The sequence below is a fragment of the Paenibacillus nanensis genome, assembly GCF_003583765.1.
In the GTDB taxonomy this organism is placed as follows: Bacteria; Bacillota; Bacilli; order Paenibacillales; family Paenibacillaceae; genus Pristimantibacillus; species Pristimantibacillus nanensis.
The window spans coordinates 439649-455143 of the sequence record NZ_QXQA01000001.1 but is presented as its reverse complement, the minus strand read 5'-3'; the positions used below and the strand labels follow the sequence as shown (position 1 = coordinate 455143).

Annotated in this window: 10 protein-coding genes; 5 read left to right on the top strand and 5 right to left on the bottom strand. The window is 52.2% G+C overall.

The annotated features are described in order from the left end of the window. Window positions 1–57: 57 nt before the first annotated feature. Window positions 58–1620, bottom strand: coding sequence for an extracellular solute-binding protein (locus D3P08_RS01935; protein ID WP_119597726.1), 1563 nt, complete (start codon window positions 1618–1620; stop codon window positions 58–60). A 196-nt stretch (window positions 1621–1816) separates the two neighbouring features. Continuing rightward, window positions 1817–3340 (bottom strand): extracellular solute-binding protein, encoded by a 1524-nt coding sequence (locus D3P08_RS01930; RefSeq protein WP_119597725.1) that lies wholly within the window; start codon window positions 3338–3340, stop codon window positions 1817–1819. Between the two features lie 130 nt (window positions 3341–3470). On the opposite strand from D3P08_RS01930, the gene D3P08_RS01925 reads away from it, so the two are divergent. Beyond that, a complete protein-coding gene (locus tag D3P08_RS01925; protein ID WP_119597724.1) occupies window positions 3471–5780 on the top strand; it encodes a helix-turn-helix domain-containing protein in 2310 nt (769 codons plus the stop codon). A gap of 101 nt (window positions 5781–5881) precedes the next feature. On the opposite strand, the gene uxaC is transcribed toward D3P08_RS01925, so the two are convergent. Next, entirely contained in the window at window positions 5882–7285 is a 1404-nt protein-coding gene (uxaC, locus tag D3P08_RS01920; RefSeq protein WP_119597723.1) for a glucuronate isomerase, read from the bottom strand. A 193-nt stretch (window positions 7286–7478) separates the two neighbouring features. Here uxaC and D3P08_RS01915 point away from each other — a divergent pair, with 193 nt between their 5' ends. The 4 genes from D3P08_RS01915 to D3P08_RS01900 all read left to right on the top strand — a co-directional run bounded on the left by D3P08_RS01915 (window position 7479) and on the right by D3P08_RS01900 (window position 14355). Continuing rightward, window positions 7479–8471, top strand: coding sequence for a LacI family DNA-binding transcriptional regulator (locus D3P08_RS01915; RefSeq protein WP_119597722.1), 993 nt, complete (start codon window positions 7479–7481; stop codon window positions 8469–8471). A gap of 167 nt (window positions 8472–8638) precedes the next feature. Continuing rightward, window positions 8639–9394 carry a DUF975 family protein gene (locus tag D3P08_RS01910; RefSeq protein ID WP_119597721.1) on the top strand — a complete coding sequence of 252 codons (756 nt, stop codon included), beginning with the start codon at window positions 8639–8641 and terminating at the stop codon, window positions 9392–9394. A gap of 333 nt (window positions 9395–9727) precedes the next feature. Continuing rightward, on the top strand, window positions 9728–13591 hold the full coding sequence (locus D3P08_RS01905; RefSeq protein ID WP_119597720.1) for a CARDB domain-containing protein: 3864 nt from the start codon (window positions 9728–9730) through the stop codon (window positions 13589–13591). A gap of 146 nt (window positions 13592–13737) precedes the next feature. Then, entirely contained in the window at window positions 13738–14355 is a 618-nt protein-coding gene (locus tag D3P08_RS01900) for an NUDIX hydrolase (RefSeq protein WP_119597719.1), read from the top strand. A gap of 96 nt (window positions 14356–14451) precedes the next feature. On the opposite strand, the gene D3P08_RS01895 is transcribed toward D3P08_RS01900, so the two are convergent. Beyond that, window positions 14452–14853, bottom strand: a complete 402-nt coding sequence (locus tag D3P08_RS01895; protein WP_119597718.1) for a hypothetical protein — start codon at window positions 14851–14853, stop codon at window positions 14452–14454. Window positions 14854–14884: 31 nt separating this feature from the next. Next, window positions 14885–15349 carry a hypothetical protein gene (locus D3P08_RS01890; protein ID WP_119597717.1) on the bottom strand — a complete coding sequence of 155 codons (465 nt, stop codon included), beginning with the start codon at window positions 15347–15349 and terminating at the stop codon, window positions 14885–14887. Window positions 15350–15495 lie beyond the last annotated feature (146 nt).

Here is a 15495-nt window from a genome sequence, read left to right as displayed (position 1 = left end):
GAACGCTTAGAGGAGGAAGAGACTGCCCGGGCGTGCAGCAGTCTCCTCCAAACCGGCTTATTGGTTTGCCTTGTACGCCGCTGTATATTCGTCGATGATTTTCTGACCGCCGCGCGACTTCCAATCCTCGATCGCCTTCTCGAATCCGGCTTTGTCGATGTCGCCGTAGATGTATTGGTACGTGGCGTCCGTAATGATCTTCTGCAGCTCCTGGCCTTTCTCCGTATAGGTGGCGGAATCAAGCGGCGCCGTCGGGTCATGAATCGCGACCGGTTCGTTCTCGATAATAAATTTCTCCGCGTCAATGCGCGCTTGAAGCTCGTGGTAGCCTGTATACTGGCCGTTTGTTTCCGGCTCCCCGATTACGCTGTCCTTGAAGCCCTTCACTTCGCGCTCGATCTTGTCTTTGTCGTCCATTTCTTTGGCTTTGCCGTCTACAACCGTGTAATGCGTGCCCTCGATTCCCCAATACATGAGGTTGGCTACTTCAGGCGTCATCATCTTGTCGAAGAACGCCAGCACCTTCTTCAGCTCGTCCTCCGTCTTGATGGCGCTTTTCGGGAACAATACGACGTTGTTATAGCCAGGAATCGCCCAAATGCCGAACTCGCCGCCCGGCTTCGTAATTTTGTTATGCGTCGCAACTTCAGCGGTCGGCACATTTTTCACCAGATTGTTATACAGACTGTTTACGTCTTGCATGGAGCCGATATACAGACCCGCTTCGCCGCTCTGGAACATATTCACTTGATCCGTTTTGCTCGTGGCGGCAAAATCTTTGTTCATGTAGCCCGCATCGCGAAGCCGCTTCATATAATCCATCGTCTCGATATATTCAGGGAACATAAATTCCGGCAAGAGCTGTCCGTCCTTCTCGCCCCAGTTGTTCGGCGTGCCGAAGGCCGAAGACAACGTCTTAAACGCGCCGTAGATCAGGTCGTTCCGGTCCGTCAAACCAACCGTGTTGTCTTGACCGTCCTTGTCCGGGTCGTCCTCCGTGAACGCCTTGGCCATCGCGAACAGATCCTCCGTTGTCTGAGGAGCCGAGAGACCGAGGTTATCCGCCCAGTCCTTGCGGTAGATCAAGCCTTGGCGGGCAAGCGGCCGGCCGATATATAACGAATAAATCTTGCCGTCAACCTTCGTGTTATTCAGAATCGACTCCTTCAATTTGCCCAGGTTTTCGAATTCGGAGAGGTACGGTCCGATCTCCCAGAATTGGCCGTCGCGAATCGCTTCTTTGAACTTAATGAACGTCGCCTGGTTTTTCAAATACGTAACCTGCGGCAGCGAGCCCGTCGCGAAGGAAGCGTTCAATTTCTCTTCGTACGTGTCGGCAGGGAAAAATTGATACGTCAGCTTCGTGTTCGTCAGCTTCTCAAGCTCCGTCTTAATCGTGTCCGGCGGCGTCTCCGCGATATTCAGCGGCAGCATGATCGTAATTTCCGTAGGCTCTTCGTTAGCCGGAGGCGCCTCTGACGGCTTCTCGCTTGCCGAGCCGCTGTCTGCGGACGGCGAAGGCTGGTTGTTGTTGCTGCCGGATTGATCGGAGCAAGCCGAGAGCACAAGCACGAATGCCAGCATCGCGCTCAGCACCAAAAGCATTGATTTCTTTCTCATCTTTGCATACCCCTCCATGAACAATTTGGTTTTGATTACGCTTTCAGCATAAAAGCAGGAACCGCGGTGCCGCTACAATCCTTGGAACAGTTCCGGCCGTTCCTGCTTGTCGCCTGAGATCATGATTATGAGGTGAGCTAAAGACACAAAAAACCGCGACGGCTCAGCGTCGCGGTTCGTTCGGCGGGGACAGGCTTTATTCCCCGAAATAGGCTTTCGTATATTCCTGAATCATCGCATCTCCGCCTTCTTCTCTCCAACGGCGTATTTCTTCCCGGAATTGTTCCTTGCCAATATGGCCCAGCATATAGTTGTAGGTCGCATCGGAAACGATCTTATACAAGGCTGCCCCCCGCTCGTCATACGTTGCCGATTCCAGATGGGCGACAGGATCTTTTACGATAAATTTTTCATTATCCTGGCTCAGCTGTTCCGCGAACTCCATAAGCGGTTCGCCTTCCGATACGCGCATGAGGTTCGGATTGCTTAAGTCCGCAATCATCAGGGCGTGGAGCGCGTTAACCTCGGTTACCCGCTTCTGGGACGATTCCTCGGGCAGCACAACCTTCCCGTCCTTGACGAGGTAGTGGCGTCCTTCAAATCCGTAACGCAGCATATTCGCCACGTCCTTCTCCATGGTGGAATCGAAAAATTGCAGAATGCGCCGCAGCTCCTCTTCCGTCGGAATCGCCTTTTTCGAGAACAAGTACAGCCCGTTATAATTGGGGATCGACCATACATGGTATCCGGTAGGGCCTTTGATTCGATTCACGACTGTAAATTCGGCCTCCGGGTTGATCTTCTGCGCTTCATCCGCCAGCCGCTGCACATCCGTCATGCTGCCGATGTAGACGCCGGCTTTGCCGCGGATGAGCAGGTCGCGCTGCATCTGCTTGCTGGTGACGGCGAAGTCCTGATTCATCAGCCCCTCTGCGTACAGCCTCTTCATAAAGTCCATTGTGTCAAAATAAGGCTGCGTCTCGAATTCCGGAATAAGCCGTTCTCCTTCAACGCCCCAATTATTCGGCGCGCCGAAATACGAGCTGAGCGTTTTGAACGCGCCATAGATCAGGTCGTTCCGATCTGTCAGCCCAATCGTGTCATGTTGGCCGTTCCGGTCCGGATCGTCTTGGGTGAAGCGCCGAATGACTTCGTACAGCTCCTCGATCGTGCCCGGCTCCTTCATCTGCAGCGCATCCAGCCAATCCTTGCGCAGAATGACGCCTTGACGGGAGGACGGCCTTTCCGTATACAATCCGTATATTTTCCCCTCGACCGCGGCTTGCTGCAAAATATCCGTATTCAGATGCTTCAAATTCGGATAGTCCTTCAAGTAAGGACCGATTTCCCAAAACGCGCCGGAGCGGATCGACGTTTTCAGAAAGACGTAATCCGTATTTTTCACAAACGTCACTTTTTTCATGGAATTCGTCGTCAGCGAGGTGTTCATTTTGTCGGTATAGATTTCGTTAGGCACCCAAACAATCTCCAGCTCGACGCCTGTCCTCCGCTCGATCTCCTGCACGACATCTTCATGAGGGGGGTGCGGGAAGTGGAGCGGAGCCATGATCGAAACGACCGGCTTCCTTGCTTCCGCCGACGCCGCGGGAGTCCCCGGGCCTTTGCTGCAAGCGGTAAGCAGCACAGCCAACAGCAAAACCCATATGATTGAAACATATCTAAATTTCGGATGACTGACATGATCGCGTTGTGATATCATAGGCTTCCCCCCACACGTGGTATTCCAGCGAATTCTGAGACCATGATTATCCGCTGAGAAGATGATTATTTCCGAATCATCGAATCTCTACTATGATGGAACTATCTATGGCTGCGAGGTGAGTATCCGAATGCGATCTGGTTCCTTTTTATACAAGCTTACGATATTTGGTTTCTTGCTAAGCACGCTTCCCGTTATCTTCATCGGCGTATTCGCGTATATCACTTCGTCGAACGAAATCGAGAATCGTGTCCACAACGGCAAGATGCAGCTGCTCATGCAGACGAGCGCCAACGTTGAGCAAATCCTTACGACCGTCAATCATACGCTCAACCAAGTGGTGAACTCCACGGTCATGCGTAAGGCGATGGAGCAGCCGTTAACTGTAAACGATTTCATGACGTATAACGACCTTAGCATGGAATTACGCAACATGCAATCGTTCGATACGAGGGTTGAAGATGTGATCCTCATCAATATGGAACATAACTGGATGATCAAAAACTCAGGCTTATACCGTTTCGATGATTACGAATACCGTGATCAGCTGACGGAGTTTCTGAAGCTTCCGGAGGACACCGTCTGGATGCTGGGCCAGACGAAGTGGTACTACAGCGAGGAGAGCGCCGGTAACATCGGCTGTCCGCATACGATATCGCTGGTGAAGAAGCTGCCTACCACCGGCCTCGACAAATACGCGCTCGCGATCGCCAACATCCCGACCTGCACGCTGAGCGAATTTCTGCAATATGAGCAGGAAGCCTTTGCGGATATGATGATTCTTGATGACCAGAACCGTATTCTGCTTCATCCGAATGAAGAGCTGATCGGCAGGCCGGTCGAAGAAGCCGGATTAACCGACGTAAGCCTGCTCTCCCGGGAATCCAGCCCGTTCACGGCCGTCATAGGCGGCAAAGATTATTCGATCAGCGTTCACGGCTCGGCCTTCAACGGCTGGAAATATGTGTCCGCCGTGTCCGTCGACAGCATCATGCAGGAGTCGCGCAAAATCGGCATGTATACGATTTACGTCTGCGCGCTTATGCTTGTCTTGTCCCTCCTGATAGCCTGGATCGGTTCGCGGCGCATGTATACCCCGATCCAGAAGCTGCTCCGGCAGATGAAGGAAAGCTTACCGGAAATCCCGGGCTTCAAGCCGGTTAATGAATTCCAGATGATCAGCGAACAGGTCCAGCATCTGTTCCAATCGAATTCCAAGCTGGAGAGCGAAGTCAGCCGGCACCTCCAGCAGGTGCAAGCCTTTTCCTTGATTCAAGCTTACCAGGGACAGATCAAGCCCGCCGAGCTTACGGACCGGCTGCTTCAATATGAATACAGACCGCTTCTGCAGTCCTGGCGCTCGATGGCCGTCATTACGCTGCAGATTGATACGCTCGACCCGGAAAGATTCGAACGAAACGATATCGATCTTCTGCTGTTCGCCGTTCAAAATGTGATCGAGGAGCTTATCGAGCCCAAGTCGCGCCTCGCTCCGGTTACGGTCGATCAGACGCTCGTGACGCTGCTCGGCAGCGCCGATGAGGACACCAGGCAGTTCACGGATCATGTCTACGAGCTGACGGAGCATCTGCAGAGCAACATCCAGCAGTACTTGCATCTGCAGGTCAGCATCGGCATATCGCTGCCGTTCCACTCGCTCGAGCATTTGCCGCTTGCCTACCGCGAAGGGCTGGAGGCGCTCAAGCAGCGCATTAAGCTTGGCGAAGGCATCATTATCCAATATGAGAAGCTGAACTCCGGCAAGCATTATTTGCTGCTGAATTATCCGAACCAGACGGAGGCCGACCTGCTCGACGCCATTAAGCTGTCGGATGCGGATAAATCCCGCGAGCAGCTGAAGCAGCTGCTTCAAGCGATCTTTTCGATGGAGCTTTCGCCTCAAGACTATCAGATTCCGCTTGCCCGCCTCCTGAACAACCTCATTATTGCAGTGCAGGAATCCGGCATCGGGATGAGCCGAATCCATGAGACGAATGAATCCCTATACGAGGAATTATTCGAGCTGCAAATCGCGCATGAAATCGAGGAATGGTTCTGGAGAAAGCTCGTTGAGCCGCTAGTCCGGATATTCCGCGACCGTCAGAACGAGCAGTACCATAATATCTCGGAGAAGATCATCGACCTGATTCAGCGCAAGTACGACACCGATCTTACGCTTGAGGAATGCGCCGCCATGCTGCACTACAATGCCAATTACTTGAGCAGCGTGTTCCGCAAGGAAACGAATTTGTCCTTCAGCGAATATTTGACGACTTACCGGTTCATGATGGCGAAGCGATGGCTCGCCGAAACCGACATGTCGATCAAGGATATCGCGTCGCGGCTGCAGTATAACAATCCGCAGAACTTCATCCGTTCCTTCCGCAAGCTGGAGGGCATGACTCCCGGACAATTCCGGAGCAAACATATCGGCGCTTAAGCGAATACGCGCATTTCCTGCATTTCTGCTGGAAGCAAAAGGCTGTCGCCCCTGTAGAGCGTTCTACGGAGATGACAGCCTCTATTGTGTCTCAATATAAGTTACGCGAAATCGAAGTAGGCTTTGGCGTTGTTATATGAAATGTTTTGTACGATGCCTCCCAGCAGCTCCGTATCTTCAGGCACTTCCCCGTTCTCGACCCACTCGGCGATCAGGTTGCATAAAATTCTGCGGAAATATTCATGGCGCGTATAGGAAAGGAAGCTCCGCGAATCCGTCAGCATACCGACGAAACGGCTAAGCAGGCCGACATCGGCCAACGTCTTCATCTGAGCGATCATGCCTTCCCTGGTGTCGTTAAACCACCAAGCCGAACCAAACTGCATCTTGCCGGCAACACCTCCTCCCTGGAAGCAGCCCATCATCGTTCCAATAACGGCGTTATGCGTCGGATTGAGCGAATAAAGAATCGTCTTCGGCAGCGCGTCCTCCGCGTCCATCGCGTCAAGCAGACGGGAGAGCGGCATCGCGATCAAAGTGTCGTTCATCGCGTCAAAGCCGGTGTCAGGGCCAAGCTTGCCGAACATGCGCGTATTGTTATTGCGCGCGGCGTTCATATGGTACTGCATTACCCAGCCGCGAGCCGCATACAGCTTTCCTAGGAAGACCAGCGTGCAGGTCTTATACTTCGTTTCCTCTTCCGCGCTGACGGCTTCGCCGCGGAGCGCTTTCGCGAAGATGGCTGCAGCTTCATCCTTCGTCGCAGAGGCGAATGGCACGTAATCCAGCGCATGGTCGGATACCCGACCGCCAACCGAATGGAAGAAATCGACTCTTGCTTCAAGCGCCGCCAGCAAGCCTTCATAGTCCTTGATCGGGGCGTCTGTTACGCGGCCTAGCGTTTGGATCCATTCTACGAATCCTTTCCGGTTAATCTCAAGCCCCTTGTCCGGGCGGAACGACGGCAGCACCTTCACCGGAAAGCTTTTGTCTTCCCGCAGCTTAATATGATACTCAAGCGAATCGACAGGATCGTCCGTCGTGCAGACGACCTCGACGTTCGACTTCACGATGAAGTCCCTTGCGCCAAAGCCAGATCCGGTCAGCTTAGCGTTCGCCTTCTCCCAAATAATCGGAGCGTTCGCTTCGCTGATGATTTCATCGATGCCGAAGTAACGGCGGAGCTCCAAATGCGACCACTGATGAACCGGATTGCCGATCGATACCTGCACGGTTTTGGCGAAGGCGAGGAACTTATCGTAATCGCCGGCGTCCCCCGTTACATGCGATTCTTCCACGCCGTTCGCGCGCATGAGCCGCCATTTGTAATGGTCGCCGTAGAGCCATACCTCCGTCAAATTTTTATAAGTCTTATTCTCGTAAATCTCCTTCGGACTTAGATGACAATGGTAATCGATGATAGGCATTTCCTTCGCATAATCGTGATACAACGTTTTCGCAGTCTTGCTGGATAATAAGAAGTTTTCGTCCATAAATGCCGCCATAGGATTGTACCGCCCTCCATCAAGGTTTTAGGTAAAGGAATTTGGAGCTTCAACTCATGAATAACAACGTTGTTATTTTAGTCATATCTCTATAATATGTTGAAATCCGTTTATCATCAATGCTATTTTTACAATATGCCATTATGATTTGGAAAACGTTATTATTCATGCAAATAGGTTAGGAGCAGCAACGATGACTGTTACAATCAAGGATATCGCCCGCCTCGCGGATGTCAGCTATTCAACCGTATCGAAAGCGCTGAACGACAGTCCGCTCGTCAAGCCGGAGACGAAAAAGCGCATTATCGAGCTAGCCGCCCAGCTTGGCTATCAGCCCAATCTCGCGGCAAAAAGCTTGGTCTCGCGGCGCAGCATGACGGTCGGCGTCATTCTGCCGTCGCTCGAACGCGTTGCCTTATCCGCGCTAGTCGGCCGTATTAACGATAAACTTGCCGAGCGGAGCTACGATGTCCTTCTCTCCACCCTTCCTCCCGCATCCGCCGTCCGCTTATTTCATCGGCTGCAGATGGACGGCATTGTCGTCTTCGAGGATATCGCTCCAGAGGCTAAGCATAATGAACCCGTTCCATCGGATATTCCCGTCCTCTCCATCGGCGTCTCCCAAGTGAACGGCGCCAAATATGCGATGGTAGACGCGAAGCGGAAGGAAGCGATTAAGGATGCGGTTCATTATTTGACAAGGCTGGGGCATCGCCGGATCGCTTATGTCGGAGACCACCGCGACTCGGACGACAAGCAGCAAGAGAAAGTCGCCGGCTTCCTGGAGGGCGCCTTCGAATGCGGGCTTTCCTCTGCTTCGGCCCTTGTCCTCGATTCAGGTGGAAATACCTGGAAGCATGGCTTCGATGCCGGACGCCGTCTGCTTTTAAACGAGCTGCCAACTGCCGTTATTACAGGCACCTTCGACTTAACCGCCGGTTTGCTGCGGGCTGTCCAGGACGGCGGACTCCATGTGCCGGACGATCTTTCGCTCGTCAGCTATGACAATGTCCCCCAGCTGGCGGAGCTGGATGTTCCCGTTACAGCGGTTGGGCCGCCCGTCGATCTGTACGCCGAACATATCGCCGATACTTTGCTTGCTATTATGAGCAGCGACGAAGCCGCGCGTCGTACGGTTTTGTTGGAGTCGAGAATTGAAGAACGGGACTCGTGCCGGAAAATATAACAATTCCAAATGAGAGATGAGAGAATGAAATCTCACTCGTGCCCGAATGAACTTCTCCTCTCGAAAATATAATGCTTGTAACGCTTTGTATCCCTTTTATTTATTGCCATTAAATATCCTAACAGCGTATGATGGAAAGAAAGATTATAACGGAAAGAGGGATCGCAATGTGGGAACGTAAGGAACTGAAGCAGCGGGCTAAAGATGTACTGCGCGTCACGTATTGGAAAGCGTTTCTAGTCAGTCTCATCTTCGCGTTTGTCGGCGGCGGCGGCGGTGGTTCTCCAAGCTTTAACTTTAACAGCGGAAGCTCCGGCTCGTCAGGCGGAAATCTCGATTGGACGGAATTTGCGCCTTTTCTTATCGCTTTTGGCGTCATCTTCCTTTTCGTTCTTCTATTCGCTCTTGCATTTCGTATCTTCCTTGGATTTCCGCTCGAGGTCGGTTCCATTCAATTTTTCACGCAAGCTTCAAACCGGCATGAAGGTAATTTGAATCATCTTGGGTTTGCATTCAACAGGAACAGATATTGGGCCATTGTGAAGGCGATGTTATGGAAGGGCTTTCTAAACTTCTTATGGTATCTGCTCCTCATTATTCCCGGCATCGTAAAGTCCTACGCTTACTTCATGGTGCCTTACATCTTAACGGATAACCCTAACATTGGAACAAAGCGGGCCGTTGACTTAAGCAATCAGATGACACGCGGTCATAAATTCCGTATGTTCGTTCTGGATTTAAGCTTTATCGGCTGGGTGCTTCTGGGTGTTCTGGCATGCGGGATCGGCGTCTTGTTCGTGCTCCCTTACATCAACGCCACGAAAGCGGAGCTGTACCTGGAGCTGCGGCATCAAGCCATTGTGAACGGGCTTACGACAGAAGAGGAGCTTCGGCTGACGCCTCCGCCTCCAGGCTATTATTAAAGCTAACTTCAAACCGCAAAAAATCGGCAGAGCCGGCATTCCGCATATGGGATTGTCGGCTTTTTTCCGCGGTTAAGTAATAATGCACACAATCTTCGTAGGAACGCCTATTCAGCGGAATGCGCCGCTAAATTATGCTTAAAGCAGGAGTTCATCCAATTAACCGAATGTGCGGAGCCGTGTGCCTTGTGACCAATATTTTAAAAATATTGGTTTTTCTTTTGGATGAAGCTCTGCGAAATAACGTAGGAGGTGACAAAGCGTAAACGCAGCTGTTGTTATGGGTAAAAATGAAAGCGCATTAATTTTCACAAAACAATAAGGAGGGTTTTTATGTTTGCGATGAACAAGCTGATCAGGCAAAATCCGTTCCTCGTCTGGATTTTTGCGGCTGCGATACTGCTGTCGCAGATTACGCTGTACCCTTCCCCCGCTTCAGCTGCGGGAGGGCCGAACTTAGCGCTTGGCAAGACCGTTACGGCCAGCGGCTATGCGGATGTATACGTCGCTGGCCGCGTGAATGACGGTAATCAAAGCACCTATTGGGAAAGCGTCAACAACGCGTTCCCGCAATGGATTCAAGTCGACCTCGGCTCTTCGGTCAGCATCGATCAGATTGTGCTGAAGCTGCCTGCCGGCTGGGAGGCGCGCACCCAAACTTTAGCCGTGCAGGGCAGCGCTAACGGATCGGCCTTCACAACGATTGTCGGCTCGGCGGGCTACACGTTCAATCCTTCAGCCGGCAATAACGCGGTCACGATTCATTTTGCGGCTACCAGCACTCGTTTTGTCAGACTCGCGTTTTCGGCTAACACCGGCTGGCCCGCAGGACAAATTTCCGAATTCGAAATATACGGCTCTTCGGTAGCCCCGACTCCGACCCCAACCGCTACTCCGACCCCGCCTCCTTCAGGTACTTACCAAGCGGAAAATGCGGCGCTTTCGGGAGGCGCCAAAGTGAACACGGACCATGCCGGCTTCTCGGGCTCAGGCTTCGTTGACGGCTATTGGACGCAAGGCGCCGCGACAACCTTTACGGTAAACGCGAACACCGCCGGCAATTATGACGTTGCGCTGAAATACGCGAATGCCATGGGCAGCTCACGAACGGTAAGCATCTACGTCAATGGCGCCAAAATTCGCCAGACCACGCTGAGCAGCTTAGCCAACTGGGACACTTGGAGCACGAAAACAGAGACGCTGACGCTAAATGCCGGCAATAACACGATTGCCTACAAATACGACCCCGGCGACTCCGGCAACGTCAACCTTGACCAGATTACCGTCACCTACACGAACTCGCCGACTCCTACTCCAACACCTACACCTACACCTACCGCTACTCCAACAGCGACGCCGACAGCTACTCCAACAGCGACACCGACAGCTTCGCCAACTTCGACGCCTCCTCCGGGCGGCAATATCGCCCTAGGCAAACCGATTACAGCCTCCTCCTTCGTCCACACGTTTGCAGCCGCTAACGGCAATGACGGCAGCGCGGCTACATACTGGGAAGGCGGCGGCAATCCGAGCCAGCTTACAGTCGACCTCGGCGCCAACCATCACCTCACCTCCATTGTGCTGAAGCTGAATCCATCCAATGAATGGAGCGCGCGCACGCAGACGATTCAAGTGCTCGGCAATACGCAGGATTCCGCGGCATTCAACAGCCTAGTCGCTTCGCAGTCTTATACCTTTAACCCGGCTTCAGGCAATACCGTAACAATCCCCGTAACGGCTACGGCGAAGCAAGTGCGGCTGAACATTACCGCCAACTCCGGCGCTCCCGCCGGCCAAGTCGCGGAGTTCGAAATTTACGGCACGCCGGCGCCGAATCCGGACTTAACGGTTACCTCCATGTCCTGGACTCCGGTTTCTCCGGTCGAGACCAATGCCATTACGCTGACCGCCACTGTCAAAAATAACGGAAATGCCTCTTCCCCGGCCACGGCAGTGAACTTCTATCTAAGCAATGAGCTCGCCGGAACCGCTTCCGTCAACGCGCTTGCAGCCGGCGCATCAGCAACGGTTACTTTGAATGCCGGTCCGAAGAACGCCGGTACCTATTCGGTAAGCGCCAAGGTCGACGAGAGCAACGCGATTATTGAGCAGAACGACGGCAACAACAGCTACACTCATCCTTCGTCACTGACGATATCGCCTGTATCCAGCTCCGATCTTGCGGCAACCGCGTCTTGGAACCCAAGCAATCCTAGCAGCGGCAATACCGTCTCGTTTGCCGTTCATTTGAGAAATCAAGGCAACATCGCCTCCGCAAGCGGCTCCCATGCGTTAACCGTTACGATTAAAAATGCGGCCGGCACAGCGATTCATACGATGAGCGGCAGCTTTAACGGCGCCTTGGCGGCTGGCGCGTCCACCACTGTCAACATAGGCACGTGGACGGCTGTGAACGGCAGCTATACCGTAACAACTACCGTTGCGGCGGACGCGAACGAGGTCAGCATCAAGCAAGCCAACAATACGAGCACCGCGAATCTATATTCCGGACGCGGCGCGAATATGCCGTTTACGATCCTGGAAGCTGAGCTGGCTTCCAACGCGACGAACGGCACAAGATTGGCTCCGAACTTCAAGCCTGGAGATTACGCTGGCGAAGCTTCCGGACGTTCCGCCGTCCATCTTGACGCGGCGGGCGAATACGTCGAATTTACGCTGACCGCGCCGGCTAACGCGTTTGTGCTCCGCAATGCGGTCGCGGAGAATACGACAGGTACGATCAGCATCTACGCAAACGGCGTCGATAAAGGCAACTTTACGGTTTCCTCCAAATTCTCTTATTTGTATGCGACGCCAAGCACGCTTGGAAGGCTGGGCTACGACAATCAGCCTGGCGCAGGCCTTACCGCATATTGGCTTTATGAGGATGCGCAGCTCATGCTCGACCAGGTCTATCCGGCCGGCACGAAGATCCGCATTCAGAAAGACTCTGGGGATGTGCCGTGGATCTATGTCGACATGCTGGAGACGGAGAATGTCGCGCCGCCCGCTTCCAACCCGGATTCAAGCAAATACGTTCAAGTTACCGCTTCCAAGTCGATCGAGCAGGCCTTGAATGAATTCCGGCAGGACTCCAGCAAAAAAGGGATCTTCATCCCTGCCGGCGAATGGACGATCAACAGCAAAATCTTCCTGTACGGACGCGCGACCGAGATTATCGGCGCCGGACCATGGCATACGAAATTGGTCGCTCCGCAGAACCAATCGAATACGGATGTCGGCTTCAATATCGGCTCTACTGCTAACGGCTCCACGATCAAAGACTTGTCGGCTTGGGGCAACTACATCTACCGCGTAGACGGTCCGGGCAAATTCATTGACGGCAACGGCATGCAGAACGTAACGGTTCAGAACGTCTGGGCGGAGCATTTCGTCTGCCTCTATTGGGGCGTCAACTCATCCTACAATACGTTCAAGGATAACCGGATCAAAAACACATTCGCCGACGGCATTAACATGACGAACGGCTCCTCCTATAACATCATCGACAACAACTACTCCAGAGGAGCCGGCGACGACGCCTTTGCCCTATTCAGCGCAATTGATTCAGGCGGTTCCTACAACGTAGGCAACAAGTATACGAACCTGACGGCGACGAACGTCAGACGCGCCGCCGCATTCGCCGTCTACGGCGGATCGGGCAACCTGTATCAAAATCTTTATGGCGCCGACACGCTGACTTACCCTGGACTGACGATCAGCAGCCTCAGCTTCGGCTACAACACGCTGGGCTTCGGCGATCAGGACACCGTCATCGACGGCGTTACGCTGGACCGGACGGGCGGCGATTTCTGGACCAGCGTCGGCGCGGACGATAAGATCAACGATTACCAGAACTTCGGCGCAATCTGGTTCTATGCCGGCGATCGGACGTTCAAAAATATTGTCGTGAAAAACGTAGACATTAACAATCCGGTCTACTTCGGTCTCATGTTCCAGACCAAATCGCCGGAGAACCTCCCAATGCAAAATGTTCGGATCGAAAACGTCAACATCAACAACCCGTCCCGTTACGGTATCAAGCTTGTCGTCAGCGCGGAGCAAGGCCAAGGGCCGGCCGTCGGCGAAGCCCGCTTCACGAACGTGAAGGTGAACAACCCCGGCATCCAAGCGATTTATGGCGAAGACAGAAGCCCGAACTTCGACGTAATCCGAGTATCCGGCAATAACTGGTGATCCAGCATCATTTTTAAGCATGAAAGCCGCCTGTTCGGGAAACCGGGCGGGCTGCTTTTTTGCGCCTTGCTCCTTCCGCGTTACCCAAGCGGCCTGGAAGAGTAGTATACTAGGAGTAAAATATTGGGCGAGGAGCGGAAACCGAGATGGAACCGAAATGGTTAGCATGGGCAAAACAGATCCAAGCGATCGCGCAGACAGGCTTGACCTACGCAAAGGACGTTTACGATATTGAACGGTATGAACTGTTAAGGCAGCTTAGCATCGACATTCTTTCGGAGTATACGGATATCGGCAAAGAAACAATTAAGCTGACTTTTGCCGGCGACACGGGCTATGCCACTCCGAAGGTCGATATTCGGGCCGTCGTCTTTCAAGACGATAAAATTCTTTTGGTCCGCGAAAAAATTGACGGGGCATGGGCGCTGCCAGGCGGCTGGGCGGATATCGGACTGTCCCCTTCCGAAATCGCGGTTAAAGAAGCAAAGGAAGAATCCGGCCTCGATGTGGAGCCCGTCCGGTTATTAGCCGTGCTGGACAAAAAATTCCACCATCATCCGCCTGAGCCGTACCACATCTATAAACTGTTTATCCAATGCAGAATCGTCGGCGGCCGAGCGGCAGGCGGAATGGAAACAAGCGAGGCAGGCTTCTTTGACAGAGACAATCTGCCCGAGCTCTCCGCGCAACGCAACACGACGGAGCAGCTGCGCATGATGTTCGAATTCCTCGATGATCCGGCCAAAGAGGTGCTCCTGGACTAATAAAACGCATAAAAATGGAGCCGTGCGGCATGGGCACGGCTCTTTATGTGATTAAGCATTAGAGCAGGGTTAGCCCGCGGCTCCAATATGCTCTACTTATTTTGCTGACTCTTCTTTCCTCCTCCCAGCTTCCAGCCGCCCATAGATATGGGTTGAAATTTGATAGATGACGGCGCATATGTACCCATAGCCCAGGAAAATAGGGGTATCGGGTGTCCCGTCAAAGATAGAGGCGGCTGCAATTAACGAGCCTAATAATGAGATCGCGAGGATTACGATTGATTCGAATAGGACATATACGCCCCTTCGTTTCACTTTCTTCTGTATAAGCTCGTTAATCGAAGCACAGGCGATTCCGCATACCAATACGGGAATAACCGTGAATAACCATGAATAAAGGATAAAGACCCATGAAAAATTGGCGATTACCGCTGTAAGTATAAATGGGCTTATAAAAATGGAAGTCAGACAAGAATAGAGAAAAACGATTGGTTTCATCTATAGTCCCCCTATCCTTATGAATAAGCGCCTATACCCAGAATCCTAATAATAGGAGATCGTTTTCCGAATAAGCCGCGATAAAATAAGCGCAGATGAGAATGGTGATGATCAGCGGTGAAATGACGATTATTGTTTTCGTTCGAACGGTCTTTGCAAAGTAGTAGTACAAGCCTAAATATACAAGCAGAATGACGAAGCCAAAATAAAAATAAAAAGGATTCGGGAAATTGTAATCCCGCAGCACCGCTCTTTCCTGCTCTTTGTAGAAGTCCGCAGAAATTTCTCCTTCAGCAAAAACATCTATTATGTTTTCTTCGTTAATTCCAAATCGTTCCATAAAATCATAATGTTCTCTTGTAAATCCAAGCAGTTCTCCAATCGATAAGGAAGCTTTCATTTGAGCCGCAATCATGACTGTACTAAATACAACAGGAATGATAAATAAACCATGGAACAGCAAAAAAAGAGCCTTTCGATTTAAAAATAGCCGCATCGAGTCACTTCCCCCTCATTTGCTTTAAGGCGATTACATTCGATTATCCAGTATTAAGCACATAATAGATATCGACCATCTCGTCGATCGTTTTTACTTCTCCGTTATCCCTATCATTCCATTTCCCCTCTATATAGACTTTCCGC

Bases quoted from the DNA above. Each gene is read 5' to 3' on its own strand.
- D3P08_RS01915 (WP_119597722.1), top strand. From the start codon at position 7,479: ATGACTGTTACAATCAAGGATATCGCCCGCCTCGCGGATGTCAGCTAT.
- D3P08_RS01910 (WP_119597721.1), top strand. From the start codon at position 8,639: ATGTGGGAACGTAAGGAACTGAAGCAGCGGGCTAAAGATGTACTGCGC.
- D3P08_RS01930 (WP_119597725.1), bottom strand. From the start codon at position 3,340: ATGATATCACAACGCGATCATGTCAGTCATCCGAAATTTAGATATGTT.
- D3P08_RS01900 (WP_119597719.1), top strand. From the start codon at position 13,738: ATGGAACCGAAATGGTTAGCATGGGCAAAACAGATCCAAGCGATCGCG.
- D3P08_RS01925 (WP_119597724.1), top strand. From the start codon at position 3,471: ATGCGATCTGGTTCCTTTTTATACAAGCTTACGATATTTGGTTTCTTG.
- D3P08_RS01905 (WP_119597720.1), top strand. From the start codon at position 9,728: ATGTTTGCGATGAACAAGCTGATCAGGCAAAATCCGTTCCTCGTCTGG.
- D3P08_RS01895 (WP_119597718.1), bottom strand. From the start codon at position 14,853: ATGAAACCAATCGTTTTTCTCTATTCTTGTCTGACTTCCATTTTTATA.
- D3P08_RS01890 (WP_119597717.1), bottom strand. From the start codon at position 15,349: ATGCGGCTATTTTTAAATCGAAAGGCTCTTTTTTTGCTGTTCCATGGT.
- D3P08_RS01935 (WP_119597726.1), bottom strand. From the start codon at position 1,620: ATGAGAAAGAAATCAATGCTTTTGGTGCTGAGCGCGATGCTGGCATTC.
- uxaC (WP_119597723.1), bottom strand. From the start codon at position 7,285: ATGGCGGCATTTATGGACGAAAACTTCTTATTATCCAGCAAGACTGCG.